Origin of the sequence: Burkholderia sp. Bp8986, assembly GCF_003854225.1 — a bacterium.
Taxonomy (GTDB): Bacteria; Pseudomonadota; Gammaproteobacteria; order Burkholderiales; family Burkholderiaceae; genus Burkholderia.
The window spans coordinates 192,330-216,189 of record NZ_QTQM01000005.1 but is presented as its reverse complement, the minus strand read 5'-3'; the positions used below and the strand labels follow the sequence as shown (position 1 = coordinate 216,189).

The window sequence follows — 23,860 nt, the reverse complement described above, 5'->3', positions numbered from 1 at the left end:
TACATGAATCACCTTGAAGCACGCGCCGGGCATCCGGGCGCCGCGAACCCGGAGGTATCGGTCATCATCCCCGTGTACAACGAGGAAGACGGCCTGGCCGCGCTGTTCGCGCGGCTCTACCCGGCACTCGACGCACTCGGCACGTCGTACGAAGTGATCCTGATCAACGACGGCAGCCGCGACCGCTCGGCCGCGATGCTGGCGGACCAGTTCCACGTGCGCCCCGACACGACGCGTGTCGTGCTGCTCAACGGCAACTACGGCCAGCACATGGCGATCCTCGCCGGCTTCGCGCAGTCGCGCGGCGAGATCGTCATCACGCTCGACGCCGACCTGCAGAACCCGCCCGAGGAAATCGGCAAGCTGATCGCGAAGATGCGCGAAGGCTACGACTACGTCGGCTCGATCCGCAAGCAGCGTCAGGACAGCCTGTGGCGCCGCAAGGCGTCGCAGATGATGAACCGGCTGCGCGAGCGCATCACCCGGATCAAGATGACCGACCAGGGCTGCATGCTGCGTGCGTACAGCCGCCGCATCATCGACACGATCAACGTGTGCGGCGAAGTCAACACGTTCATCCCCGCGCTGGCCTACACGTTCGCGCAGAAACCGACCGAAATCGAGGTCGCGCACGAGGAACGCTTCGCGGGCGAGTCGAAGTACTCGCTGTACAGCCTGATCCGGCTGAACTTCGACCTCGTGACGGGCTTCTCGGTCGTGCCGCTGCAGTGGCTGTCGTTCATCGGCGTGATCCTGTCGCTCGGCTCCGCCGCGCTGTTCGTGCTGCTGCTCGTGCGCCGCTTCATCGTCGGCGCGGAAGTGCAAGGCGTGTTCACGCTGTTCGCGATCACGTTCTTCCTGCTCGGCGTGATCATCTTCGCGCTCGGCCTGCTCGGCGAATACGTCGGCCGCATCTACCAGCAGGTGCGTGCACGGCCGCGCTACCTGATCCAGGCCGTGCTCGAACAGCACGACGGCATGCCGGCAGTGCCGGCCCCCGCGAGCCGCACGGGGACGTCGCAATGAAGCCGCGCGCCGTCGTCTTCGCGTATCACAACGTCGGCGTGCGCTGCCTGCAGGTGCTGCTGGCACGCGGCGTCGACGTCGCGCTCGTCGTCACGCACGAGGACAACCCGAACGAGAACATCTGGTTCGGCAGCGTCGCATCGGTGGCCGCCGAGCACGGGATCCCGGTCGTCACGCCGGCCGACCCCGCCGATCCGGCACTGCGCCGCGCGGTATCCGACGCGCGGCCCGAGTTCATCTTCTCGTTCTACTACCGCCACATGCTGCCGGTGGACCTGCTCGCGATCGCTCCGCGCGGCGCGTACAACATGCACGGTTCGCTGCTGCCGAAATACCGGGGTCGGGTACCGACCAACTGGGCCGTGCTGAACGGCGAAACGGAAACCGGCGCGACGCTGCACGAGATGGCCGCGAAGCCCGATGCGGGCGCGATCATCGGCCAGACCGCCGTGCCGATCCTGCCGGACGACACGGCCGCGCAGGTGTTCGACAAGGTGACGGTCGCCGCCGAGCAGACGCTCTGGCGCGTGCTGCCCGCGCTGCTCGCGGGCGAGGCGCCGCACCTGCCGAACGATCTCGCGAACGGCAGCTACTACGGCGGGCGCAAGCCGGAGGACGGCCGCGTCGACTGGTCGAAGCCGGCCGCGCAGGTCTACAACCTGGTACGCGCGGTCGCGCCCCCGTATCCGGGCGCGTTCACCGACGTCGCCGGCACGCGTTTCGTGATCGCCCGCGCGCGCCTCGCGGCGCCCGGCAGCGCCGCCGCCGCGGCCGCAGCGGATTTGCCGCCCGGCCTGCACGTAAGCGATAATGCGCTATTCGGCGTCTGCGGCGACAGCCGCGCCCTATCCATTCTCGAGCTGTGGCAGCAGCGCGACGGCAGCGAAACCGTCGTGACGCCCGCGGAATTCGCGCAGTTCATTCATTCTTCCCGTCATTCATGAAAGCAAAAAAAGTCCTGATCCTGGGTGTGAACGGCTTCATCGGCCATCACCTGTCGAAGCGCATTCTTGAAACCACCGATTGGGAAGTGTTCGGCATGGACATGCAGACCGATCGGCTGGGCGACCTCGTCAACCACGAGCGGATGCACTTCTTCGAAGGCGACATCACGATCAACAAGGAGTGGGTCGAGTATCACGTGAAGAAGTGCGACGTGATCCTGCCGCTCGTCGCGATCGCGACGCCCGCGACCTACGTCCAGCAGCCGCTGCGCGTGTTCGAGCTCGACTTCGAGGCGAACCTGCCGATCGTGCGTTCGGCCGTCAAGTACGGCAAGCACCTCGTGTTCCCGTCGACCTCCGAGGTCTACGGCATGTGCTCGGACGAGCAGTTCGACCCGGATGCATCGGCGCTCACGTACGGCCCGATCAACAAGCCGCGCTGGATCTACGCCTGCTCGAAGCAGCTGATGGACCGCGTGATCTGGGGCTACGGGATGGAAGGCCTGAACTTCACGCTGTTCCGTCCGTTCAACTGGATCGGCCCGGGCCTCGACTCGATCTACACGCCGAAGGAAGGCAGCTCGCGCGTCGTCACGCAGTTCCTCGGCCACATCGTGCGCGGCGAGAACATCAGCCTCGTCGACGGCGGCTCGCAGAAGCGCGCGTTCACCGACATCGACGACGGCATCAGCGCGCTGATGAAGATCATCGACAACAAGAACAGCGTCGCATCGGGCAAGATCTACAACATCGGGAATCCGAAGAATAATTTCTCGGTTCGCGAACTCGCGCACAAGATGCTCGAACTGGCCGCCGAATACCCGGAATACGCCGGCTCCGCGAAGCAGGTGCAACTCGTCGAAACGACGTCGGGCGCCTACTACGGCAATGGCTACCAGGACGTGCAGAACCGCGTGCCGAAGATCGACAACACGATGCAGGAGCTCGCCTGGGCGCCGCAATCGACGTTCGACGACGCGCTGCGCAAGATCTTCGAAGCGTATCGCGGCCATGTCGCCGATGCGCGCGCGCTGGTCGAGCAGCAGAACTGACGGGACGCTCGCTTGGCTCGTATCGTCCTCAAGATCGACGTCGACACGCTGCGCGGCACGCGCGAAGGCGTGCCGAACCTCGCGCGCATCTTCGACCGCTTCAGCGCGCGCGCGACCTTCCTCTTCAGCCTCGGGCCCGATCACACGGGCTGGGCGCTGCGGCGCGTGTTCCGCCCTGGCTTCCTGAAGAAGGTGTCGCGCACGTCGGTGGTCGAGCACTACGGCGTGAAGCAGCTGATGTACGGGGTGCTGCTGCCGGGCCCCGACATCGGCCGCCGCGCGATCGCCGACATGCGCGCGATCCACGAGGCCGGCTTCGAATGCGGGATCCATACGTGGGATCACGTGTACTGGCAGGACAACGTGCGCGTGCGCGATCGCGACTGGACCGCGCGTGAAATGCAGAAGAGCCATGCGCGCTTCGTCGACGTCTTCGGCGCGCCACCCGTCACGCACGGCGCGGCCGGCTGGCAGATGAACGACGCGGCGTTCGAGCAGATCGACGCGTGGGGGATGCGCTACGCATCCGACGGCCGCGGCCATTCGCCGTATCTGCCCGTGGTCGGCGGCCGCACGCTGTCGCACGTGCAGATGCCGACCACGCTGCCGACCCTCGACGAAGTGCTCGGCATCGACGGCATCGACACGCACAACGTCGCCGCGCACATCCTGAAGTTCACGGAAACCAATCCGCACGACCAGGTGTTCACGCTGCATGCGGAACTGGAAGGCCAGAAGCTCGCGCCGGTATTCGAGCAGCTGCTCGCCGGCTGGCGCGCACAGGGCCATACGTTTGCGACGATGGGCGACTACCACGCGACGCTGGACCGCGACTCGCTGCCATCGTACCCTGTCACGTGGGGCGAGATTCCCGGCCGCTCCGGCGAGCTGATCGTCCAGCCCGACTGAGTTCGCGCGCACCCGCGCCGCCTGCCCTGCCCTTGCGGCGTGCCGCCGCGACGCCCCGCCGAACCGCGCCGCCCGAGCGGCGCCTTTCCATAACAACAGGAGAAACTCGTGTCCGTCGAAGTTGACCGTCAAGTTCCCGATTTCACCGCACCGGCGACGGGCGGCGACATTTCGCTGTCCGACCTCAAGGGCAAGAAGCTCGTCCTGTATTTCTATCCGAAGGACAACACGCCGGGCTGCACCACCGAAGGCCTGCAGTTCCGCGATCTCTATCCGAAGTTCAAGAAGGCCGGCGCCGAAGTGATCGGCGTGTCGCGCGACAGCCTGCGCTCGCATGACAATTTCAAGGCGAAGCTCGAACTGCCGTTCCCGCTGATTTCCGATGCCGACGAGGCGCTGTGCGCGCTGTTCGATGTCATCAAGATGAAGAAAATGTATGGCAAGGAAGTGCGCGGAATCGAGCGTTCAACGTTCCTGATCGACGCCGACGGCGTACTTCGCCAGGCATGGCGCGGCATCAAGGTGCCCGGTCACGTGGACGACGTGCTAAGTGCTGTACAAGCGCTTTGAGCCGCGTTATATTGGGCCGCAATGAATGCCAGTTCGCCCCATATTTCTCGTAGCTGCGCCGGTGCCCGTTGCGATGCTTTCCGGCACCTGACGCGCATCACGACGGTATCAGCCGAGCCGCATGTCCCGGTCCCCGGGGCAGCGGCTTTTTTTATGGACTGCGCGCCGGCTCTCGGTCCGGCCCCTCACCCCGTCAAGGAGCTGATCGACACTTAGGCGAACCGGCTAGACGAATTTCCTGTGCGCCACCGCGCGCAAACTGCATGCACCTTCCACGTCACGCAGGATGCGATCAGCGGCGCACGCCATGCGACACGATTCCTCCCGAGGGACACCATGCCTTTGCCTACTGCCCCCAGCAAGCTCGGCAGCCTGCTGCCGCCCGATGAATACAAGGCGAAAGCGCGGCCCGCGAAAGCCGCGAAGAAATCCGCCGAAGGGGACGCCTCCACAGCCGGAGAATATGGCCCGGCCAGCGTGGCCCAACCGATGACCGAAGCCGCGAACACGGCCGCGCCGCTGCGCGCCGTCGCGGCGTCGACGCAAGAAGCCGCGGGCACGCCCGCCCGCGGTCGCAAAACCAGACAGACGGCCGCGCTGCTGCAGCCGATGCCGGCGCCGGTCGAACCGGCGGCCCCCGCCGCCCCCGCCGCGCCGGTCGTCGCACGCAACGACAAGCCCGCGGCCGGCAAGCCGACCACCGCGAGCGCACGCGATGCCGGTGCCGCGACGAAGTCGCGCAGCCGCAAGGCGGCCGAGGCCGAATTGCAGAAGCTGTTCGTGCTCGACACGAACGTGCTGATGCACGACCCGAGCAGCCTCTTCCGCTTCGAGGAACACGACGTCTATCTGCCGATGATGACGCTCGAGGAACTCGACAACCACAAGAAGGGGATGTCCGAAGTCGCGCGCAACGCGCGCCAGGTGAGCCGCACGCTCGACGCGCTGGTCGCCGACGGCGGCCCGATCTCCGACGGCATTCCGCTGTCGCGTCTCGGCAGCCGCGAGGCGCTCGGCCGCCTCTACTTCCAGACCAGGCTCGCGGACATCGCACCGGTCGAAGGCCTGCCCGCAGGCAAGGCCGACAACCAGATCCTCGGCGTCGTGCGCGCGCTGCAGCGCGACCGGCCGGACCGCCAGGTCGTGCTGGTGTCGAAAGACATCAACATGCGCATCAAGGCGCATGCGCTCGGCCTGCCCGCGGAAGACTACTTCAACGACCAGGTCCTCGAGGACAAGGATCTCCTCTATAGCGGCGTGCGCGAATTGCCGCAGGACTTCTGGACGAAACACGCGAAGGGGATGGAGAGCTGGCAGGACACGAAGACGGGCACCACGTACTACCGCGTGACGGGCCCGCTCTGCGGGTCGATGCTCGTCAACGAGTTCGTCTATCTCGAGCCGCAGAACGGCGAGCCGACGTTCCACGCGATCGTGCGCGAGCTGAACGGCAAGACGGCGCTGCTGCAGACGCTGCGCGACTACAGCCACCACAAGAACAACGTGTGGGGCATCACCGCGCGCAACCGCGAGCAGAACTTCGCGCTGAACCTGCTGATGAACCCCGAGATCGACTTCGTCACGCTGCTCGGCCAGGCCGGCACCGGCAAGACGCTCGTCGCGCTCGCGGCCGGCCTCGCGCAGGTGCTCGACGACAAGCGCTACAACGAGATCATCGTGACGCGCGCGACCGTGCCCGTCGGCGAGGACATCGGTTTCCTGCCCGGCACCGAGGAAGAGAAGATGCAGCCGTGGATGGGTGCATTCGACGACAACCTCGAAGTGCTGCAGAAGACCGACGACGCAGCCGGCGAATGGGGCCGTGCGGCGACGCAGGAGCTGATCCGTTCGCGCCTGAAGGTGAAGAGCATGAACTTCATGCGCGGCCGCACGTTCGTCGACAAGTACCTGATCATCGACGAAGCGCAGAACCTGACGCCGAAGCAGATGAAGACGCTCGTGACGCGCGCGGGCCCGGGCACGAAGATCGTGTGCCTCGGCAACATCGCGCAGATCGACACGCCTTACCTGACCGAAGGCAGCTCGGGCCTGACCTACGTCGTCGACCGCTTCAAGGGCTGGGGCCACAGCGGCCACGTGACGCTCGCGCGCGGCGAACGCTCGCGGCTCGCCGACTACGCGTCGGACATCCTGTAACGCGATACGCCGGCTGCCCGCCGGCCTCCGACGCCACGCGGCGCTCCGGTTTCCGGAGCGCCGTTTTCATTTTTGGGGTCGAAAACGTTGGTCATGCTTCGTTACGCAACAACCTCACTTACACGCGAAACTTCAAGTAAATTCTCAGGAATGGTTGCCTAAGCCCCGCCGGAACGTCTACCATCGGGTCTGTCTGTTGTCATACGATTCGCGAGCGCGCCGCGCTCGTCCGCCTTGTCATGCTTCGAATCTGGGTTCCCGTCGCCGTCGTTTCACTGCTCGCGGCCTGCTCCAGCGTGCCGCCGCAGTCGGCCTCGCGCACCTCCGGCATGAAGATCACGACGCCGCGCGCCTTCCCGGCACCCGCCAATTTCCCGAAATTCGTCGACCACAGCGTCGGCCAGGAAGAGATCTCGATCCAGGCGATGAGCCTCGTCGGCGTGCCGTACCGCTGGGGCGGCAACACGCCGACGAGCGGCTTCGACTGCAGCGGCCTGGTGCGTTACGTGATCGGCCGCGCGGCCGACGTGGACCTGCCGCGCACGACCGCCGACATGAGCAGCCGCGGCGTGTCGATCGACCCCGACCAGGTCGCGCCGGGCGACCTGATCTTCTTCAATACGACCGGCCGCCCGCATTCGCACGTCGGCATCTATGTCGGCAAGCTGCGTTTCGTCAACGCGCCGTCGACCGGCGGCACCGTGCGGCTCGACTACCTGACGAACCCGTACTGGGCCAAGCGCTTCGACGGCATTCGCCGCGTCGCGCCGCCGCGCGGTGCGCCCGGGCCGTTCGATGCGCCGACCTACGAGGCGCGGCGCGATGTGCCGGCGGCAGCGCCTGTCGTCGCGGCAGCCGCGTCGCGACGGCCTGCCTCTGCGTATGCCGCGTCTCAGGCGGGCGTCGCGCCGTCGCCCGCGCCGGTCACGCAAGCCGCTCCGGTCGTGTCGACCGCGGCAGTTGCCCCGACGGCCGCGGCAATCGCCCCCGCCGCCGATCCGTACGAACCGCCGCCGCGCGTGCTGACCGCGCAGCAGCAGGCAACGTCCGTGAATGGCGACATGATCGCTACGACGGCGAATCCGGGGCCGGCAGGCCCCACCGAGACCGGCACGCAGATTCCGACCACCGCGCTGACGGCCGCCCAGGCTGCCGCGTTCGACGCGGAACCGCCGCCCGCGGCCGCCGCGCCGTCGCTGCGCGACACCGAGCCCGTGCAGGTGCTGCGGGCGTCGACGCAATCCGCACCGATCAGCCCGCGCACCGCCACCGCCGACGATCCGATCGCCCGCTTCGCGAACGGCAGTTACTGATCCGCGTCATCCGCCGCAGCGCCGCCGCCCGTCGTCGCACTTTCCCGACCGCGCAAAGAAAATGCGCCGCAACCTTTCGGTGTGCGGCGCATTGCGCGTATCGATCCGGCAGCGTCGATATCAGAAGATCTGGTGCCCGAGCCACCATCCGCCGGCCGCGAACAGCGCGGCCGCCGGCAGCGTCAGCACCCACGCCCAGACGATGTTGCCGGCGACGCCCCAGCGGACGGCCGACAGCTTCTGCGTGGCGCCGACACCGACGATCGCACCGGTGATCGTGTGCGTGGTCGACACCGGAATGCCGAGGAACGACGCGATGAACAGCGTGATCGCCCCGCCGCTTTCGGCACAGAAACCGCCGACCGGCTTGAGCTTCGTGATCTTCTGGCCCATCGTGCGCACGATGCGCCAGCCGCCGAACAGCGTGCCGAGCCCCATCGACAGGTAGCACGCGCCGATCACCCACGCGGGCGGCGCATCGGACGTCGCCGACGCATAGCCCGACGCGATCAGCAGCATCCAGATGATGCCGATCGTCTTCTGTGCGTCGTTGCCGCCGTGGCCCAGGCTGTACAGGCCGGCCGACAGCAGCTGGAGCCGCCGGAAGCGCCGGTCGACCTTGCTGGGTGCGGTGCGGAAATACAGCCACGACACGCCGAGCATGAACAGCGAGCCGAGGATGAAGCCGAGCAGCGGCGAAATGAAGATGAACGCGATCGTCTTCAGCAGCCCGTCGATGTTCAGCGAGCTCCAGCCCGACTTTGCGAGCGCCGCGCCAACGAGGCCGCCGATCAGCGCGTGCGACGAGCTCGACGGAATCCCGTAGTACCACGTGATCACGTTCCAGCCGATCGCACCGACCAGCGCGCCGAACACGACATAGTGGTCGACGATCTCGGGATCGATCGTGCCTTTACCGACAGTCTGGGCGACTTTCAGGTGGAAGATGAAATACGCGATGACGTTGAACGCGGCCGCGAACACCACGGCTTGCTGGGGCTTCAGCACCCCGGTCGACACGACGGTGGCGATCGAGTTCGCCGCGTCGTGGAAGCCGTTCATGAAGTCGAATACGAGCGCGACGAGCACCAGCGTCGCGACCATCCATAGGGCGAGTTGTATCGAATGCATCGTGGTCCGCTCAGGCGTTTTCCAGCACGATGCCTTCGATGATGTTCGCGACGTCCTCGCACTTGTCGGTGATCTCTTCGAGCAGTTCGTAGATCGCCTTTAGCTTGATGAGCGTCTTCACGTCGTCTTCCTCGCGGAACAGCTTCGACATCGCCGCGCGCAGCACGCGATCGGCCTCCGACTCCCAGCGGTCGATCTCCTCGCACTGCTTGAGGATCTGCGCCGACTGCTTCATGTCGGACAGCAATCCGACGGCCTGCTGCACGTGCTGCGCCGACTGCGTGACGATGTGCGCGAGCTGGCTCGCCTCGGACGTGACGGACTGCACGTCGTACAGCGACACGGCCGTCGCGACGTCTTCCATCAGGTCGAGGATGTCGTCCATCGTCGTGATCAGCTTGTGGATCTCGTCGCGATCGAGCGGCGTGATGAAGGTCTTGTGCAGCAGATCGATCGCTTCATGCGTCAGCTTGTCAGCGGCCTTCTCGGCGGTCTGCACGTTTTGCTTGTGAATCTCGGCGTCGGCGAGATTGTCGATCAGCAGTTCGAGCTCGCGGCCACCGGAAACGATGTGCTTCGCGTGCGCGTTGAAGAGTTCAAAGAACTTGCCCTCGGTGGGCATGAATCGACCGAACATGGGATTCCTGAGAGATTGTCAAACGACTGTCACGAAAACGGGCGATATTGTACCGTTTTCGGTTGCGCCGCGACGCGCGCATATGCGCGCGCCGGGATTGGATACAACGCTTGGCGAAATAAGGGTTTACAACCGGCGTAGAAGTGTTACTCGCCGTAGAAGTTCTGCGCCCCCGCAAAGTTGTCGAACTTCGTGTATTGGCCCAGAAACGTGAGCCGAACGGGTCCGATCGGGCCGTTACGCTGCTTGCCGATGATGATTTCGGCCGTGCCCTTGTCCGGGCTGTCCGGGTTGTAGACCTCGTCACGGTAGATGAACAGGATCACGTCCGCATCCTGTTCGATTGCGCCCGATTCACGCAAATCCGACATCACCGGACGCTTGTTCGGACGCTGCTCCAGCCCGCGATTCAGCTGTGACAGCGCGATCACCGGCACGTCCAGCTCCTTTGCCAGACTCTTCAGCGATCGCGAGATTTCGGAAATTTCGGTCGCACGGTTCTCGCCCTGCGACGAACCCGACATCAGCTGCAGGTAGTCGACGATGATCAGGCCGAGCTTGCCGCACTGACGTGCGAGACGCCGCGCGCGCGAGCGCAATTCCATCGGGTTCAGGCCGCCCGTCTCGTCGATGAAGAGCTGCGCCTCGCTCATCTTCTGCACCGCGTGCGTCAGCTTCGGCCAGTCCTCGTCCGTCAGCCGGCCGGTACGCATCCGGTGCTGGTCGAGCCGGCCGATCGAGCCGAGCATACGCATCACGAGCTGGGTGCCCGGCATTTCCATCGAGAACACCGCGACCGGCAGCCCGTACTCGACGGCGACGTATTCGCCGATGTTCATGGAAAAGGCCGTTTTCCCCATTGACGGTCTTCCGGCCACGATGATCAGTTCGCCGCCGTGCATCCCGGACGTCATCCGGTCGAGGTCGACGAAGCCCGTCGGCGTGCCCGTGACGTCACTCGGGTTCGCGGTGTGATACAGCGTGTCGATGCGCTCGACGACCTGCGTGAGCAGCGGCCCGATCTCGAGGAAGCCCTGGTTGCCGCGCGCGCCCTCTTCGGCGATCGAGAACACCTTCGACTCGGCCTCGTCGAGCAGCTGGCGAACTTCCTTGCCCTGCGGATTGAACGCGTCGGCCGAGATTTCGTCCGCGACCGACACGAGCCGGCGCAGCACCGCGCGGTCGCGCACGATTTCCGCGTAGCGGCGAATGTTCGCGGCGCTCGGCGTGTTCTGCGCGAGGGCGTTCAGGTACGCGAGGCCGCCGACGTCGTCGGCCTTGCCGGACGTGGTCAGCGCTTCGTACACAGTCACGACGTCGGCCGGGCGCGTCGACGCGATCAGCCGGCCGATGTGCTCGTAGATGATCCGGTGGTCGTAGCGATAGAAGTCGCCCTGCGACAGGAAGTCGGCAATCCGGTCCCATGCCGCGTTGTCGAGCAACAGGCCGCCGAGCACCGACTGCTCGGCTTCGACCGAATGCGGCGGGACTTTCAGCGATTCGATTTGAGGATCTTGCGGCGCGTTCATGGGTTGGGATTATCGCGAATAGATCGCAGCAGCGCTACCGCTCCGGCGATCGGGCAATAAAAAAGGCAGGCCCCGGTTGCCCGGGCGCCTGCCCTTGTCCGGACGGCGGAAGCCGCCCGGAAAGCTTGCATACGCTTACGCGTGGTCGCCGATCACGTTGATCGTGACGTCGACGACGACGTCCGTGTGCAGCGCGATCTGAACGACGTGCTCGCCGATCATCTTCAGCGGGCCTTCCGGCATGCGAACTTGCAGCTTCTCGACTTCGAAACCTGCCTTCTTCAGCAGTTCCGCGACGTCGCCGTTCGTGACCGAGCCGAACAGACGGCCGTCGACGCCCGACTTCTGCGTGATTTCGAACGACTGGCCGTTCAGCTTCTCGCCGACTGCCTGCGATGCTGCCAGCTTTTCAGCGGCGATCTTTTCGAGTTCAGCGCGGCGAACTTCGAATTCGGCGATCGCTTCCTTCGTTGCACGGCGAGCCTTGCGGTTCGGGATCAGGAAGTTGCGAGCGTAACCGTCCTTGACCTTGACGATATCGCCGAGGTTGCCCAGATTGGCGACTTTTTCCAACAGAATGATTTGCATTCGAATTCTCCTTATGGCGTCGCCGAGTTACGCCTTGTGCTGATCGGTGTACGGCAGCAGCGCGAGGAAACGCGCACGCTTGATTGCCGTGTCGAGCTGACGCTGATAGTGCGCCTTCGTACCCGTCAGACGAGCCGGCGTGATCTTGCCGTTTTCGCCGATGAAGTCCTTCAGCGTTTCCGTGTCCTTGTAGTCGATCTGCTCGACGCCGGCAGCCGTGAAACGGCAGAACTTCTTGCGCTTGAAGAGCGGGTTTTGTTGCTGACGACGCTTGTCGAATTTCTTACCAGTCGGGCGGGCCATGATTTCAGTCCTTTCCTATGTCCTGCAATGCAGTGATGTGAAACACCAAGGTTCTCGCGTTGCGGCTCTTCTTTGCCAGGAAGCCCGTGAACAGCGTTTCGACGCCCATTTCACGACGCTCCAGCTTGCCGCTCGCCTCACCGGCCGCCACCGCCTCGATCGTCATTTCGACCTGACGGGGAATGCCTGCTTCGACGACTTCCGTGCGGTGATGCAACGTGGCGCTTGCGATCGGAACACCCGCCGGCGTATATCGCACCGGTGCGCGTTCGACGACGCTCGCCGTCAATTGCAACCTGTTCACGTGAGTGACGCGCTCCTTGATGGCTTAATGAGTGACGAACTTAAGCCTGCGCTTCGGTCGGCTGAGCTGCAGCCGCCTTCTTGGCTTCTTCGCGCTGAACTTCCTTCATCATCGGCGACGGGCCGGTCTCGGCCTTCTTCATCTTGACGATGAGGTGGCGCAGCACGGCGTCGTTGAACTTGAACGCGTGTTCGAGTTCGTCGAGCGTCGTCTGGTCGCACTCGATGTTCATGCAGACGTAGTGAGCCTTCGCGAGTTTCTCGATCATGTAGGCCAGCTGGCGACGGCCCCAGTCTTCGACACGGTGGATCTGGCCGCCGTGCGTCGTGATCGTGGTCTTGTAACGCTCGATCATCGCGGGCACTTGCTCGCTCTGATCGGGGTGCACGATGAATACGATTTCGTAATGACGCATTACACACTCCTTGTGGATTAAAGCCACCCGGGCGTCTGAACCGGTGTGGCAAGTGAGAAGCCGAAGATTCTAACCCGGATACGGGGCGCGTGCAATACCGATCGACGATTTCCGACCGGATTCGGCCATGTTTTCAACGACTTGAATGGTGCCGGCAGCTGAAGCCGCCGTCGGCGCGACCGTTCGGAAATGGGGGCGGAGTGTCGGGCGCGCGCTTGGGGGCGGGCGACGCGGCCCGCCGTCACTCGCCGCGCGCCCCGCCCAGCCGCGCGTCGAGCGCCGTCCTGAACGCGGCCAGCGCCGACGGCTCGGCGTCGGTCACGGCCCACCACGTCATCCCGGCCGCCTCCCAGCGGTCGAGCGCGTAGCCCTGCGACACGGTCGCGTACGGCGCGGCCTCCCGCCCGACGCCTGCCGGCTGCACGTACACGTCGATCACGTGCTGACGATAGCGGTACACGAGCACCGCGACGCGGCGCCGCCCGACGTAGTCGAGCCGGCCGCCCGCGAGCGGGAAGCCGCTCGCCGACAGGTCCTCGACCGGCGGCGCATAGTCGAGCCGGCCGTTGAACCACGGCTTGACCGTATGCCGGTCGGTCGAGATCACGTCGATGTCGCGCGCCGACAGGCCGGCGCGCACGTGGCTCGCGACCAGTTCGTCGACCGTCTGGTCGGTTGCGGCGTGGCGGGCGGACAGCGCCATCCCGGCCGCCGCCGCGAGCGCGACCAGCAGCGCGACGCCCCAGCCGAGCCCGGGCAGCGCGGCGACGCCCGCCCCCGGTCCGGTCGACGCCGGGCGAGCCGCCACGCCGCGCCCGCCCAGCCACGCGAACCAGCGGCGACCGGTCGGCCGAGGCTGGGCCCGCGGCCGCGCCGCCGCGTCGTCCGGCGCCGGTTCCACGCGGGCCCGGCCGCGCGCGTTCGCGCCGGCCGCCGCCGGCAGCGCCGCGAGGATGCTCGCGCGCAGCGCCTCCGGCGCGCGGTGATAATCGGCCTGCCGCACGGCGCGCCCGAGCGCGACGATCCGCTCGCGTTCGCGGCGGCACGCGTCGCACCCTTCGACATGCCGCTGGACGCGCAACGCATCGGGCGCCGACAGCTCGCGGTCGACGTCCGCGTCCAGCAATGCGCGCGCTTCGTTACAGTCCATCGATCGCCTCCGATGCGGTTCCGCTTGCCGACGCACGTCCCGGCGCGGGTTCGGGTGCCGGCGCCTGCGTGCCGGCCAGCAGCGCGGCGAGCCGACGCCGGCCGCGCGCGAGTCGCGACATCACGGTGCCGACCGGTACGTCGGCGATCGCCGCGATCTCGCGATAGCTCAGATCCTCCATCTCGCGCAGCACCAGCACCTCGCGGTATTCGGGCGGCAGCTTCGCGAGCGCCGCGTTCACCAGCCGCATGTTCTCGCCGCGCAACAGGTGCGTGAGCGGATCCTCCGTCGCCGGCTGCCAGTCGTCCGGCACCTCCGTGTCGTCGAGCGTGTCGGGCAGCGCGACCTCGTGCGCGTGGGCGCGGCGGCGCCACTCGGTGTACCAGGTGTGGCGCACGATCGTCAGCAGCCACGGCCGCGCGTTGTCGCCGCGGCACGAGTCGACGAAGCGCAGCGCGCGCATGCACGCGTCCTGGACGACATCGTCCGCGTCGCCCGCATTGCCGCTCAGCCAGCGCGCGAGGTTGTACGCGGCGTCGAGATGCGGCAGCACGAGCACGCGAAACCGTTCGCCGCGCGCGACCGCGTCGTCCTCCGCCCGTTCGTCGACCGCCTGTCCGGCTTGCCCCACATGACCTCCCTGGTCCCGGCGGCCGAAGCCGCGCCCGTTCCGCGTCCGGTGCCCGGACAGACCGGCAGCGGGCGCTCTCGATGACCTTACCGCCGCTGCGTCGAGTTTATTCCCGCACGAAGCCGATGATGCGCAAAAAAATGCCGGAAACCGCCGCGCCCGTTACGGCGTGCTGTTCCAGTAGCCGGGGCGCGCATACGCTTCGCGCAGGTAGTCGATGAAGTAGCGCACGCGCGCGGGCACGTAGCGCTGCTGCGGATAGACCGCGAGGATGTCGTAGTCCGGCAGCGCGAATTCGTCGAGCACGGTTTCGAGTTCGCCCGTTTCGAGCTGCGCGGCGATTTCCCAGGTCGAGCGCCAGCCGAGCCCCAGGCTTTCCGCGACCCAGCGATGCAGCAGCTCGCCGTCGTTGCAGTCGAGATTGCCGGCCACCCGCATCGTCACGATCTTGCCGTGGCGCTGGAAATACCAGCCGCGGTTCTGGCCGCCCTGCAGGTTGAACGCGAGACAGTTGTGCTTCAGCAGGTCGTCGAGCGACTTCGGCCGGCCGTGCTTGCGGAAATACGCGGGCGTGCCGCACACGACGCGCCGGTTCGACGCGAGCTTCACCGCGACGAAGTTCGGATCGACCGAGCCGCCAATCCGGATCGACAGGTCGTAGCCTTCGCGCACGAGATCCACGACGCGGTCGGTCAGGTTGAACGACAGCTGCATTTCCGGCTTGTCGACGAGGAAACCGGGTGCGTGCGGCGCGACGTGCTTGCGGCCGAACGCGGCCGGCGCGGACACGATCAGGTGCCCGCTGACCGCGCGCCGGCCGGCGGCCAGCTCGTTCTCGGCCTGGTCCCATTCGGACAGCAGCCCGCGGCAGCGCTCGAGGAACGCGGCGCCCTCCTCGCTGACCACCAGCCGGCGCGTCGAGCGATACATCAGCTTCACGCCGAGGCGCTTCTCGAGCGCGTCGATGCGCCGCCCGAGCACCACCGGCGACACGCCCTCCTCGAGCGCGGCCGCCGCGAGGCTGCCCGCGTCCGCGACCCGCACGAACGTCTCGATCTGCTTGAAACGATCCATTTCCCGTCTCCGTCCCGGCTCCGACACCGGCGGGAAGCCCCGTCCGGCCGTCATTCCATACTTTTAGTTTCGAAATAAGCGACTTCGGCTGATCTTATCAAACCTTTCTTGCGTCCCTAAAGTGTTCCCAACAGACCGATTCGCAAGATCCAACTATCCAAGGAGACATTCATGGCCAAGATGAGAGCCGTCGACGCAGCCGTACTCGTGCTCGAGAAGGAAGGCATCCAGACCGCGTTCGGCGTGCCGGGCGCAGCAATCAACCCGTTCTATTCCGCGATGCGCAAGTCGGGCGGCATCAGCCACGTGCTGGCGCGCCACGTCGAAGGCGCGTCGCACATGGCCGAAGGCTTCACGCGTGCCGCACCGGGCAACATCGGCGTGTGCATCGGCACGTCGGGCCCCGCCGGCACCGACATGATCACCGGCCTCTACTCGGCATCGGCCGACTCGATTCCGATCCTCGCGATCACGGGCCAGGCACCGCGTGCGCGCCTGTACAAGGAAGACTTCCAGGCCGTCGACATCGAGTCGATCGCGAAGCCCGTCACCAAGTGGGCCGTCACCGTGCGCGAACCGGCGCTCGTGCCGCGCGTGTTCCAGCAGGCGTTCCACCTGATGCGCTCGGGCCGTCCGGGCCCGGTGCTGGTCGACCTGCCGATCGACGTGCAGCTCGCCGAAATCGAGTTCGACATCGACACGTACGAACCGCTGCCGGTCTACAAGCCCGCGGCGACCCGCGCGCAGATCGAGAAGGCGCTCGCGATGCTCAACGACGCGGACAAGCCGCTGATCGTGTCGGGCGGCGGCGTGCTCAACGCAGCGGCCGAAGACCTGCTCGTGCAATTCGCCGAAACGATCGGCGTGCCGGTGATCCCGACGCTGATGTCGTGGGGCGCGATTCCGGACGACCACCCGCTGATGGCCGGCATGGTCGGCCTGCAGACGTCGCATCGCTACGGCAACGCGACGATGCTCGCGTCCGACTTCGTGCTCGGCATCGGCAACCGCTGGGCGAACCGCCACACGGGCAGCGTCGAGGTCTACACGAAGGGCCGCAAGTTCGTGCACGTCGACATCGAACCGACGCAGATCGGCCGCGTGTTCGGCCCGGATCTCGGCATCGTGTCCGACGCGAAGGCCGCACTCGAGCTGTTCGTCGCGGTCGCGCAGGAATGGAAGGCCGCCGGCAAGCTGAAGGACCGCAGCGCGTGGGTGTCCGAGTGCCAGGAACGCAAGCGCACGCTGCAGCGCAAGACCCATTTCGACAACGTGCCGGTCAAGCCGCAGCGCGTGTACGAAGAGATGAACAAGGTGTTCGGCCGCGATACCTGCTACGTCAGCACGATCGGCCTGTCGCAGATCGCCGCCGCGCAGTTCCTGCACGTGTTCAAGGCACGCAACTGGATCAACTGCGGCCAGGCCGGCCCGCTCGGCTGGACGATCCCCGCCGCGCTCGGCGTGCGTGCGGCCGACCCGCGCCGTCCGATCGTCGCGCTGTCCGGCGACTACGACTTCCAGTTCATGATCGAGGAACTGGCCGCCGGCGCGCAATTCAAGCTGCCGTACGTGCACGTCGTCGTGAACAACTCGTACCTCGGCCTGATCCGCCAGGCCCAGCGCGCGTTCGACATGGACTACTGCGTGCAGCTCGCGTTCGACAACGTCAACGCACCGGAGCTGAACGGCTATGGCGTCGATCACGTGGCGGTGGCCGAAGGCCTCGGCTGCAAGGCGCTGCGCGTGTTCAAGCCGGAAGAGATCGAGCCGGCGCTGCGCCAGGCGCAAACGCTCGCGGAAGAATTCAGCGTGCCGGTCGTCGTCGAAGTGATCCTCGAGCGCGTGACGAACATCTCGATGGGCACCGAAATCGACGCGATCAACGAATTCGAGGAACTCGCCGAGAAGGCCGAGCACGCGCCGACCGCGATCTCGATGCTCGACTGATCCGCACGCCATTTTTTGACTGACCGACCGAAGAGGCTTAGCTCATGCCGAAGTTTGCTGCAAACCTGACCATGCTGTTCAACGAAGTGCCGTTCCTCGACCGCTTCAAGGCGGCCGCGGACGCGGGCTTCGACGCCGTCGAGTTCCTGTTCCCGTACCCGTACGCGAAAGAGGAACTCGCCGAGCGGCTCGAGACGCACCGCCTGCGCCTCGTGCTGCACAACCTGCCGGCCGGCAACTGGGACCAGGGCGAGCGCGGCATCGCGTGCCTGCCCGATCGTGTCGGCGAGTTCCAGGAAGGTGTCGGCCGTGCGATCGAGTACGCGAAGGCGCTCAAGGTGCCGCAACTGAACTGCCTCGTCGGCATCCCGTCGGCGAGCACCGCGCGCGACAAGACCTTCGTCACGATCGTCGACAACCTGCGCTTCGCCGCCGATGCGCTGAAGCGCGAAGGCATCCGCCTGCTGGTCGAGCCGTGCAACGGCTTCGACATCCCGGGCTTCGCGCTGAACCGCTCGTCCGAAGGGCTCGACGTGATCCGCGCGGTCGGCTCGGACAACCTGTTCCTGCAGTACGACATCTATCACATGCAGCGCATGGAAGGCGAACTGGCCGCGACGATCGAACGCAACCTCGCCTCGATCGGCCACGTCCAGCTCGCGGATAACCCGGGCCGCAACGAGCCGGGCACGGGCGAGATCAACTACGCGTTCCTGTTCGCGCTGCTCGACCGGCTCGGCTATGCCGGCTACGTCGGCTGCGAATACAAGCCCCGCACCACCACGACGGAAGGGCTCGGCTGGCTGCAAAGCGTCGCCGGCTGCGCACCGGGCTCGGCGCGTCGCGCCGCCTGAGATCCGCTCTTCCCTTTCGCCCCTATAGGAGACTTTCACATGGCAACCATCGGTTTCATCGGCCTCGGCATCATGGGCGCGCACATGGCGCGCAACCTGCTCAAGGGCGATCATCAGCTCGTCGTGAACGGTGCGTTCCCGATTCCCGACGACCTGCGCGCGAGCGCGAAGGTCGTCGCGAACTCGACCGAAGTCGCGCAGAACGCCGACATCATCATCTCGATGGTGCCGGACACGCCCGACGTGCGTAACGTGCTGTTCGCCGACGACGGCGTCGCGAAGGGCCTGAGCGCCTGCAAGCTCGTGATCGACATGAGCTCGATCTCGCCGCTCGACACGCAGGAGTTCGCAAAGCAGATCAATGCGCTCGGCTGCGACTACCTCGACGCGCCGGTGTCCGGCGGCGAAGTCGGCGCGCGCGAAGCGACGCTGACGATCATGGTCGGCGGCCCGGAGAAGGCGTTCGAACGCGCGAAGCCGCTGTTCGAGAAGATGGGCAAGAACATCACGCTCGTCGGCGAGAACGGCGCGGGCCAGACCTGCAAGGTCGCGAACCAGATCATCGTCGCGCTGAACATCGAGGCGGTCGGCGAAGCGCTGCTGTTCGCCGCACGCTCGGGCGCCGATCCGGAGCGCGTGCGCCAGGCGCTGATGGGCGGCTTCGCCGCCTCGCGCATCCTCGAAGTGCACGGCGCGCGCATGACCAAGCGGACGTTCGATCCCGGCTTTCGCATCGAGCTGCACCAGAAGGACCTGAACCTCGCGCTCGACGGCGCACGCAAGCTCGGCCTCGCGCTGCCGCACACGGCGAGCGCGCAGCAGCTGTTCAGCGTGTGCGCCTCGCACGGCGGCAAGGCATGGGATCACTCGGCACTCGTGCGTGCGCTCGAGATCATGTCGAACTTCGAGATCGGCCAGACGCCGGCCGCGTAACGCGGACGCAACGACGCGCGTTTCGCTGCAACGGCGGAACGCGCGCGACGAATACAAGCGATCCGGTCACGGCCGGTCGCATCGATGCGCGACGATGCGCGCATCACGGTGGGGCGCCCCGCCGCGTATCGCCGAAACGCGTGCGCGACGGGGCGAAAAACGCCGCTCTGGGCTGAGAGCGGCGTGGTGGGGTCCGCAGCGGCACCCGGCGGCGCCGGGGAAGCCTTGGTCGGTCAGACGTCGTCGTCGGGTGTCCGCCTGTCGGATTTCGCGTATTACATTTCTTTACGTTCACGCGTGCGATTTTTCATGCAATCGTCGCGTTGAACGCCTACACTTTCGCCACGCCTTTCGAGAAAACCGCCGCGCTTGGCGCTCGCTCCGGTGAGCGCGCCCAGCGCGGTGTTTTTTTCGCCACTTCACGGCGCGTTTTCTTTTCAACCACCTAGGGAGTGCAGCGATGGGTCTTCTTTCGTTTATCAAAGAGGCGGGTGAAAAACTGCTGGGTCACGCCGATGCGCAAGCAGCGGAAGATCCGAATGCCGCGAACCAGACCGCGGCCGACGCGATCAAGAACTACATCAGCACGCAAGGTCTCGACACGTCGAACCTGAGCGTCGCGTTCGACGGCGCGTCGCGCACCGTCACGCTGTCGGGCAGCGTCGCCGATCTCGACACGAAGGCGAAGGTCAAGGTCGCGGCCGGCAACGTGCAAGGCGTCGCGGGCGTCAACGACGACGACCTGCAGCCGGACGATCAGGAAGTTCAGTACCACGACGTGAAGCCGGGCGACACGCTGTCGGCGATCGCCAAGGAAGTGTACGGCGACGCGAACAAGTACCCGGCGATCTTCGAGGCGAACAAGCCGATGCTGTCGAGCCCGGACCGGATCTATCCGGGCCAGAAGCTCGTGATTCCGCCGCAGTCCTGAGCATTCGCGCGGCACTGACGCAAAAAAGGCAGGCCAATGGCCTGCCCGGACTGCTGACGAACCCCACGTTTTTCGGAGCGTGGGGTTTCGTCTTTTTGGCATCAGGGTTGCAGGCTCGCCGCGGGCGAGCAGTCGAATCTGCTGCGCAAACCGTTCACGAGGCGCTGTTTTTTCATCCACGCCGCGCGCCGCCCGATCGGCGGCCAGCGGTCACAGCGTGTCGAATGCGCGTTGCAGCGCGTCGCGCTCGTGAATCCCGTTCGCGAGCGCGAGCATCAGGAGCACGCGTGCCTTGAACGGGCTCAGCGACCCGGCGCTCACGAAACCGAGCGCGTCGTCGTTCGCGGCGCCGTTGCGCATCACGTGCCCCGAGCCGACGCGCGACGCACGCACCACGGCGACGCCCGCCTTCACCGCATCGGCGAGCGCCGCCTGCAGCGTCGCATGGATCGACCCGTTGCCGGTGCCCGCGACGACGAGGCCGCGCACGCCGGCCGCGACGAGCGCATCGACGGCCGTGCGCGTCACGCCCGCATAGCTCGCGACGACTTCGACCGGCGGCCACGCCGCGGCGATCGCCAGTCGCGCATCGCGCGAGCGCGTCACGCGGCGCGCGAATTCGACGCGGCCGTCCTGCACCCAGCCGAGCGCGCCCAGTTCCGGCGACTGGAACGCATCGACCGCGTAGGTGCTCGTCTTCACGACGTCGCGCGCGCCGTGGATCCGGTTGTTGAATGCGACGAGCACGCCCTGGCCGCGCGCGGCCGGGTGAGCGGCGACGGTCACCGCGTTCAGCAGGTTCAGCGGGCCGTCGGACGACAGCGCGGTGGCCGGCCGCATCGCGGCCGTCAGCACGACCGGCTTGTCGCCGGTCACGACCAGATGCAGCGCGTAGGCGGTTTCCTCGAGCGTGTCGGTGCCGTGGGTGATCACGATGCCGTCGATCGCCGGATCCGCCATCAGCGCGTCGATGCGCGCGGCGAGCGTATTCCACAGCGGCAGCGCGAGATCCTTGCTGTCGATGCTGGCGACCTGCTCGGCATCGATGCGTGCGACCGACGCGAGCGCCGGCACCGCGTCGAGCAGGAAATTGACGCCGAGCGCGCCGGCCTGATAGCCGGCCGTGCTGGCGGCGTCGGGCGCGGCGCCGGCGATCGTGCCGCCGGTGGCGAGTACGGCGATGCGCGGCAGGGCCGGCGCGGACGAAGGGGATGCGGGTTTCGGAGTATTCATGGCCGCGATTGTAATGGCTCGCGGCCGGCATCCGGTAGATACGGCCGCCGCCGGCCGCCGCGCATCATGGTTAGTCCCGATCGCCGCGGGACGCACGCCGTCAACGGCCACGTCGCCCGCCGCGTTATAGGAATGCCGTTTTGGTGTTTTCACATTGATTTGCCATAATCGGAGCGCGCGGCGTGATGTGGCCCTGTTCCCGTTGCGCCGGGCTTCGTGACGGCGTCGATATAAAACGCAATTCACCCCATGGGAGTGTCGAAATGAAAATCCAATCGCTCGTAGCCGCAGTGCTTCTCGGCGGCATGCTGGCTTCCCCCGCTTTCGCGGCGAACAGCCAGCAGGACAAGATGAAGGCCTGTAACACGCAGGCCGCCGGCAAGACGGGCGATGAACGCAAGGCGTTCATGAAGGACTGCCTGTCGGCCAAGCCCGCGAAGAAGATGTCGCAGCAGGAAAAGATGAAGGCGTGCAACACGCAGGCCGCCGACAAGAAGGGCGACGACCGCAAGGCGTTCATGAAGAGCTGCCTGAGCAGCCAGCCGGCCGCCTGAGTTCCGGCGCTCCCGCGCGAATGCCGCGCACCGCTTCGGCGGGCGCGGCATTTTTGTTTTCGTTGCACGCGCATCGACGCACGCGATGACGCCGAATGCGTCGCCGCGCCGGCCGGCGGCACCGTCGCTGCCGTCGTCGCGACCTGCTGCGCCGCCTGCCCGCCCCGCTTCCCCAGCACGCCGTACAAATGCCGCCACATGGTGCGGCAATTCGCCGCGATTTCTTCTATGATGGCTGCAACGCGGCCCACCCAAGTACAAGAAGCGCCATCGGGCCGCCCTCGAGACGGACGCGCACACCGCGTCGAACGGAGGCATGGATGGCATGGAGACAACACCGCTGGTTCCGCCGCTGGCTGATCGTGATCGTGTTCTGGGCCGTGCCCGTCGCGATCGTCGCCGTGCGCGAGATCCGCGAGGAAATGGCGTACAACAAGGCCGACCTGCAACTCGCGCTGACCACCTGGCAGCTCACCGATGCGCAGCAGGCGGCCGGCGCCGCCACGAAGTGCCACGGCGATCCTGACGCGGCGCGCGCGGCCGGCTGCCCGGCCGACGTGCTGGCCGCCAACGCGGCACGCCAGCAGGCGGCCCGCGACGAATACGTCGTGCGCCGCAACACGCTCGCCGGCTATCTGTGGCACGCGTTCGTCGGCTACTGGGTCGTGCCGGCCGCGTTCCTGTTCGCGTGCGGGGTCGTGATCGCGCTGATCCGCCGCGCGTTGCGGCGCCCGCCGATCAAGCCGCCGACCCCGCCGGCGCCGCCCGTCACGCACTGACCTGCACCTGCCGGCCCCGCCGTTCCCGCCCGCCCCGGCCGTCGCGCGATGTAGCGACATATCGCCGTGCGCGCGCCGGTCCGTCCGTTGGTGCGCCGCGACACCGCAAACCGATTCGGCGCCTTTTCATGCGCGCACGAAATGGGGTTGTAATCCGTTGTGATATAACTGCCGACGTGATCCGCTCCGTGAGCGAGACTCACTCCGAACGTCATCCGATGGAGAAGAACGATGCAAAAACGGAACCTCGTGCTGAAAGCCGCCGCTGCGCTCGTCGTCGGCAGCCTTGCGCTCACCGGTTGCACCACTACCCCCGACAAGCCCGACAACGCCGCGACCAACGCGTCGAAGCGTCAGGCGATCGATTCCAGCGTCGACGCCACGCTGTCGCGCATGTATTCCACGGTCAAGGGTTCGCGTGAACTCGTCGCGAAGTCGCGCGGCGTGCTCGTGTTCCCGGACGTGCTGCAGGCCGGCTTCATCGTCGGCGGCCAGTCGGGCAACGGCGCGCTGCGCGTCGGCGGCAGCACCGTCGGCTACTACAACACGTCGTCGCTGTCGGTCGGCCTGCAGGCCGGTGCGCAGTCGAAGGCGATCGTGTTCCTGTTCATGACGCAGGAAGCGCTCGACGAATTCCGCGGCTCGGACGGCTGGGCTGCCGGCGCCGGCGCATCGGTCGCGCTCGTGAAGATGGGCGCGAACGGCGCGGTCGACACGACCACGGCTACCGCGCCGGTCCAGGTCATCGTGCTGACCAACGCCGGCCTGATGGGCGACGTGTCGATCAACGGCACGAAGGTCACGAAGCTGAAGATCTGACGCCGCGGCGTCCTCGTCCGTGCGCACCGCGCGCGGGCGATGTGCAAACGGCGATGTCCTTGCGGACATCGCCGTTC

General features: G+C 66.5%; 25 protein-coding genes and 1 pseudogene. 14 read left to right on the top strand and 12 right to left on the bottom strand.

Annotated elements, in window-relative coordinates:
• Nucleotides 1–3 precede the first annotated feature (3 nt).
• From DID99_RS07900 to DID99_RS07880, 5 genes are all read left to right on the top strand, one after another.
• Nucleotides 4–1,026, top strand: a complete 1,023-nt coding sequence (locus DID99_RS07900; protein WP_044847240.1) for a glycosyltransferase — start codon at nt 4–6, stop codon at nt 1,024–1,026.
• Entirely contained in the window at nt 1,023–1,970 is a 948-nt protein-coding gene (locus DID99_RS07895) for a formyltransferase (protein WP_124570141.1), read from the top strand. Before DID99_RS07900 ends, DID99_RS07895 begins: the two co-directional genes overlap by 4 nt.
• On the top strand, nt 1,967–3,022 hold the full coding sequence (locus tag DID99_RS07890; protein WP_124666458.1) for a bifunctional UDP-4-keto-pentose/UDP-xylose synthase: 1,056 nt from the start codon (nt 1,967–1,969) through the stop codon (nt 3,020–3,022). Before DID99_RS07895 ends, DID99_RS07890 begins: the two co-directional genes overlap by 4 nt.
• Nucleotides 3,023–3,034: 12 nt before the next feature.
• Nucleotides 3,035–3,931, top strand: a complete 897-nt coding sequence (locus DID99_RS07885; protein ID WP_059529808.1) for a polysaccharide deacetylase family protein — start codon at nt 3,035–3,037, stop codon at nt 3,929–3,931.
• 108 nt (nt 3,932–4,039) lie between these two features.
• Entirely contained in the window at nt 4,040–4,501 is a 462-nt protein-coding gene (locus DID99_RS07880; protein ID WP_006756046.1) for a peroxiredoxin, read from the top strand.
• Nucleotides 4,502–4,694: 193 nt separating this feature from the next.
• On the opposite strand, the pseudogene DID99_RS38340 reads toward DID99_RS07880, so the two are convergent.
• Nucleotides 4,695–4,888: pseudogene (locus tag DID99_RS38340) on the bottom strand (hypothetical protein).
• Between DID99_RS38340 and DID99_RS07870 the strand changes: the two are divergent.
• Nucleotides 4,838–6,658: a PhoH family protein gene (locus tag DID99_RS07870; RefSeq protein WP_124570142.1), complete on the top strand. Its 1,821-nt coding sequence runs from the start codon at nt 4,838–4,840 to the stop codon at nt 6,656–6,658. The pseudogene DID99_RS38340 and the gene DID99_RS07870 sit on opposite strands and share 51 nt — an antisense overlap.
• A 239-nt stretch (nt 6,659–6,897) precedes the next feature.
• Entirely contained in the window at nt 6,898–7,971 is a 1,074-nt protein-coding gene (locus DID99_RS07865; RefSeq protein WP_124570143.1) for a C40 family peptidase, read from the top strand.
• A 120-nt stretch (nt 7,972–8,091) separates the two neighbouring features.
• On the opposite strand, the gene DID99_RS07860 is transcribed toward DID99_RS07865, so the two are convergent.
• From DID99_RS07860 to DID99_RS07815, 10 genes are all read right to left on the bottom strand, one after another.
• The gene (locus DID99_RS07860) at nt 8,092–9,102 is read right to left on the bottom strand and encodes an inorganic phosphate transporter (protein WP_044847235.1); all 1,011 of its coding nucleotides are present in this window, start codon (nt 9,100–9,102) and stop codon (nt 8,092–8,094) included.
• Nucleotides 9,103–9,112: 10 nt separating this feature from the next.
• Nucleotides 9,113–9,739 (bottom strand): DUF47 domain-containing protein, encoded by a 627-nt coding sequence (locus DID99_RS07855; RefSeq protein ID WP_044847234.1) that lies wholly within the window; start codon nt 9,737–9,739, stop codon nt 9,113–9,115.
• Between the two features lie 146 nt (nt 9,740–9,885).
• The gene (locus tag DID99_RS07850; RefSeq protein ID WP_044847233.1) at nt 9,886–11,268 is read right to left on the bottom strand and encodes a replicative DNA helicase; all 1,383 of its coding nucleotides are present in this window, start codon (nt 11,266–11,268) and stop codon (nt 9,886–9,888) included.
• A 135-nt stretch (nt 11,269–11,403) separates the two neighbouring features.
• Complete coding sequence (rplI, locus tag DID99_RS07845) at nt 11,404–11,856, bottom strand: 50S ribosomal protein L9 (RefSeq protein ID WP_059449913.1); 453 nt, start codon at nt 11,854–11,856, stop codon at nt 11,404–11,406.
• A 27-nt stretch (nt 11,857–11,883) separates the two neighbouring features.
• Complete coding sequence (gene rpsR / locus DID99_RS07840) at nt 11,884–12,159, bottom strand: 30S ribosomal protein S18 (protein WP_004193360.1); 276 nt, start codon at nt 12,157–12,159, stop codon at nt 11,884–11,886.
• Between the two features lie 4 nt (nt 12,160–12,163).
• Nucleotides 12,164–12,463, bottom strand: coding sequence for a primosomal replication protein N (gene priB / locus DID99_RS07835; RefSeq protein WP_031399239.1), 300 nt, complete (start codon nt 12,461–12,463; stop codon nt 12,164–12,166).
• A gap of 40 nt (nt 12,464–12,503) precedes the next feature.
• The gene (gene rpsF, locus DID99_RS07830; RefSeq protein ID WP_006755436.1) at nt 12,504–12,878 is read right to left on the bottom strand and encodes a 30S ribosomal protein S6; all 375 of its coding nucleotides are present in this window, start codon (nt 12,876–12,878) and stop codon (nt 12,504–12,506) included.
• A 241-nt stretch (nt 12,879–13,119) separates the two neighbouring features.
• Nucleotides 13,120–14,028: a zf-HC2 domain-containing protein gene (locus DID99_RS07825; protein ID WP_124666457.1), complete on the bottom strand. Its 909-nt coding sequence runs from the start codon at nt 14,026–14,028 to the stop codon at nt 13,120–13,122.
• The gene (locus DID99_RS07820) at nt 14,018–14,659 is read right to left on the bottom strand and encodes an RNA polymerase sigma factor (protein WP_124666456.1); all 642 of its coding nucleotides are present in this window, start codon (nt 14,657–14,659) and stop codon (nt 14,018–14,020) included. The genes DID99_RS07825 and DID99_RS07820 overlap by 11 nt, the downstream gene beginning before the upstream one ends.
• Before the next feature lie 162 nt (nt 14,660–14,821).
• Nucleotides 14,822–15,733 carry a LysR family transcriptional regulator gene (locus tag DID99_RS07815; RefSeq protein ID WP_044843635.1) on the bottom strand — a complete coding sequence of 304 codons (912 nt, stop codon included), beginning with the start codon at nt 15,731–15,733 and terminating at the stop codon, nt 14,822–14,824.
• Between the two features lie 171 nt (nt 15,734–15,904).
• Here DID99_RS07815 and gcl point away from each other — a divergent pair, with 171 nt between their 5' ends.
• The 4 genes from gcl (at nt 15,905) to lysM (ending at nt 20,398) form a co-directional block, all read left to right on the top strand.
• A complete protein-coding gene (gene gcl / locus DID99_RS07810) occupies nt 15,905–17,680 on the top strand; it encodes a glyoxylate carboligase (RefSeq protein ID WP_044843636.1) in 1,776 nt (591 codons plus the stop codon).
• A gap of 44 nt (nt 17,681–17,724) precedes the next feature.
• Nucleotides 17,725–18,534, top strand: a complete 810-nt coding sequence (hyi, locus tag DID99_RS07805; RefSeq protein ID WP_124520198.1) for a hydroxypyruvate isomerase — start codon at nt 17,725–17,727, stop codon at nt 18,532–18,534.
• A gap of 39 nt (nt 18,535–18,573) precedes the next feature.
• Entirely contained in the window at nt 18,574–19,467 is an 894-nt protein-coding gene (locus tag DID99_RS07800; RefSeq protein ID WP_124666455.1) for a 2-hydroxy-3-oxopropionate reductase, read from the top strand.
• Nucleotides 19,468–19,927: 460 nt separating this feature from the next.
• On the top strand, nt 19,928–20,398 hold the full coding sequence (gene lysM / locus DID99_RS07795) for a peptidoglycan-binding protein LysM (RefSeq protein WP_124570146.1): 471 nt from the start codon (nt 19,928–19,930) through the stop codon (nt 20,396–20,398).
• 210 nt (nt 20,399–20,608) lie between these two features.
• Here the strand turns inward: lysM and DID99_RS07790 are convergent, their stop codons facing one another.
• Nucleotides 20,609–21,631 (bottom strand): asparaginase, encoded by a 1,023-nt coding sequence (locus DID99_RS07790; RefSeq protein WP_124666454.1) that lies wholly within the window; start codon nt 21,629–21,631, stop codon nt 20,609–20,611.
• Between the two features lie 263 nt (nt 21,632–21,894).
• On the opposite strand from DID99_RS07790, the gene DID99_RS07785 reads away from it, so the two are divergent.
• The 3 genes from DID99_RS07785 (at nt 21,895) to DID99_RS07775 (ending at nt 23,783) form a co-directional block, all read left to right on the top strand.
• Nucleotides 21,895–22,185, top strand: a complete 291-nt coding sequence (locus DID99_RS07785) for a PsiF family protein (protein WP_044843641.1) — start codon at nt 21,895–21,897, stop codon at nt 22,183–22,185.
• 320 nt (nt 22,186–22,505) lie between these two features.
• On the top strand, nt 22,506–22,964 hold the full coding sequence (locus tag DID99_RS07780; RefSeq protein WP_044843642.1) for a membrane protein: 459 nt from the start codon (nt 22,506–22,508) through the stop codon (nt 22,962–22,964).
• A gap of 231 nt (nt 22,965–23,195) precedes the next feature.
• Nucleotides 23,196–23,783 (top strand): YSC84-related protein, encoded by a 588-nt coding sequence (locus DID99_RS07775; RefSeq protein WP_124570148.1) that lies wholly within the window; start codon nt 23,196–23,198, stop codon nt 23,781–23,783.
• The last annotated feature ends 77 nt before the right edge of the window (nt 23,784–23,860 follow it).

Bases quoted from the DNA above. Each gene is read 5' to 3' on its own strand.
- DID99_RS07900 (WP_044847240.1), top strand. From the start codon at position 4: ATGAATCACCTTGAAGCACGCGCCGGGCATCCGGGCGCCGCGAACCCG.
- DID99_RS07895 (WP_124570141.1), top strand. From the start codon at position 1,023: ATGAAGCCGCGCGCCGTCGTCTTCGCGTATCACAACGTCGGCGTGCGC.
- DID99_RS07890 (WP_124666458.1), top strand. From the start codon at position 1,967: ATGAAAGCAAAAAAAGTCCTGATCCTGGGTGTGAACGGCTTCATCGGC.
- DID99_RS07870 (WP_124570142.1), top strand. From the start codon at position 4,838: ATGCCTTTGCCTACTGCCCCCAGCAAGCTCGGCAGCCTGCTGCCGCCC.
- DID99_RS07865 (WP_124570143.1), top strand. From the start codon at position 6,898: ATGCTTCGAATCTGGGTTCCCGTCGCCGTCGTTTCACTGCTCGCGGCC.
- DID99_RS07860 (WP_044847235.1), bottom strand. From the start codon at position 9,102: ATGCATTCGATACAACTCGCCCTATGGATGGTCGCGACGCTGGTGCTC.
- DID99_RS07855 (WP_044847234.1), bottom strand. From the start codon at position 9,739: ATGTTCGGTCGATTCATGCCCACCGAGGGCAAGTTCTTTGAACTCTTC.
- DID99_RS07850 (WP_044847233.1), bottom strand. From the start codon at position 11,268: ATGAACGCGCCGCAAGATCCTCAAATCGAATCGCTGAAAGTCCCGCCG.
- rplI (WP_059449913.1), bottom strand. From the start codon at position 11,856: ATGCAAATCATTCTGTTGGAAAAAGTCGCCAATCTGGGCAACCTCGGC.
- rpsR (WP_004193360.1), bottom strand. From the start codon at position 12,159: ATGGCCCGCCCGACTGGTAAGAAATTCGACAAGCGTCGTCAGCAACAA.
- rpsF (WP_006755436.1), bottom strand. From the start codon at position 12,878: ATGCGTCATTACGAAATCGTATTCATCGTGCACCCCGATCAGAGCGAG.
- DID99_RS07825 (WP_124666457.1), bottom strand. From the start codon at position 14,028: ATGGACTGTAACGAAGCGCGCGCATTGCTGGACGCGGACGTCGACCGC.
- DID99_RS07815 (WP_044843635.1), bottom strand. From the start codon at position 15,733: ATGGATCGTTTCAAGCAGATCGAGACGTTCGTGCGGGTCGCGGACGCG.
- gcl (WP_044843636.1), top strand. From the start codon at position 15,905: ATGGCCAAGATGAGAGCCGTCGACGCAGCCGTACTCGTGCTCGAGAAG.
- hyi (WP_124520198.1), top strand. From the start codon at position 17,725: ATGCCGAAGTTTGCTGCAAACCTGACCATGCTGTTCAACGAAGTGCCG.
- DID99_RS07800 (WP_124666455.1), top strand. From the start codon at position 18,574: ATGGCAACCATCGGTTTCATCGGCCTCGGCATCATGGGCGCGCACATG.
- lysM (WP_124570146.1), top strand. From the start codon at position 19,928: ATGGGTCTTCTTTCGTTTATCAAAGAGGCGGGTGAAAAACTGCTGGGT.
- DID99_RS07790 (WP_124666454.1), bottom strand. From the start codon at position 21,631: ATGAATACTCCGAAACCCGCATCCCCTTCGTCCGCGCCGGCCCTGCCG.
- DID99_RS07785 (WP_044843641.1), top strand. From the start codon at position 21,895: ATGAAAATCCAATCGCTCGTAGCCGCAGTGCTTCTCGGCGGCATGCTG.
- DID99_RS07780 (WP_044843642.1), top strand. From the start codon at position 22,506: ATGGCATGGAGACAACACCGCTGGTTCCGCCGCTGGCTGATCGTGATC.
- DID99_RS07775 (WP_124570148.1), top strand. From the start codon at position 23,196: ATGCAAAAACGGAACCTCGTGCTGAAAGCCGCCGCTGCGCTCGTCGTC.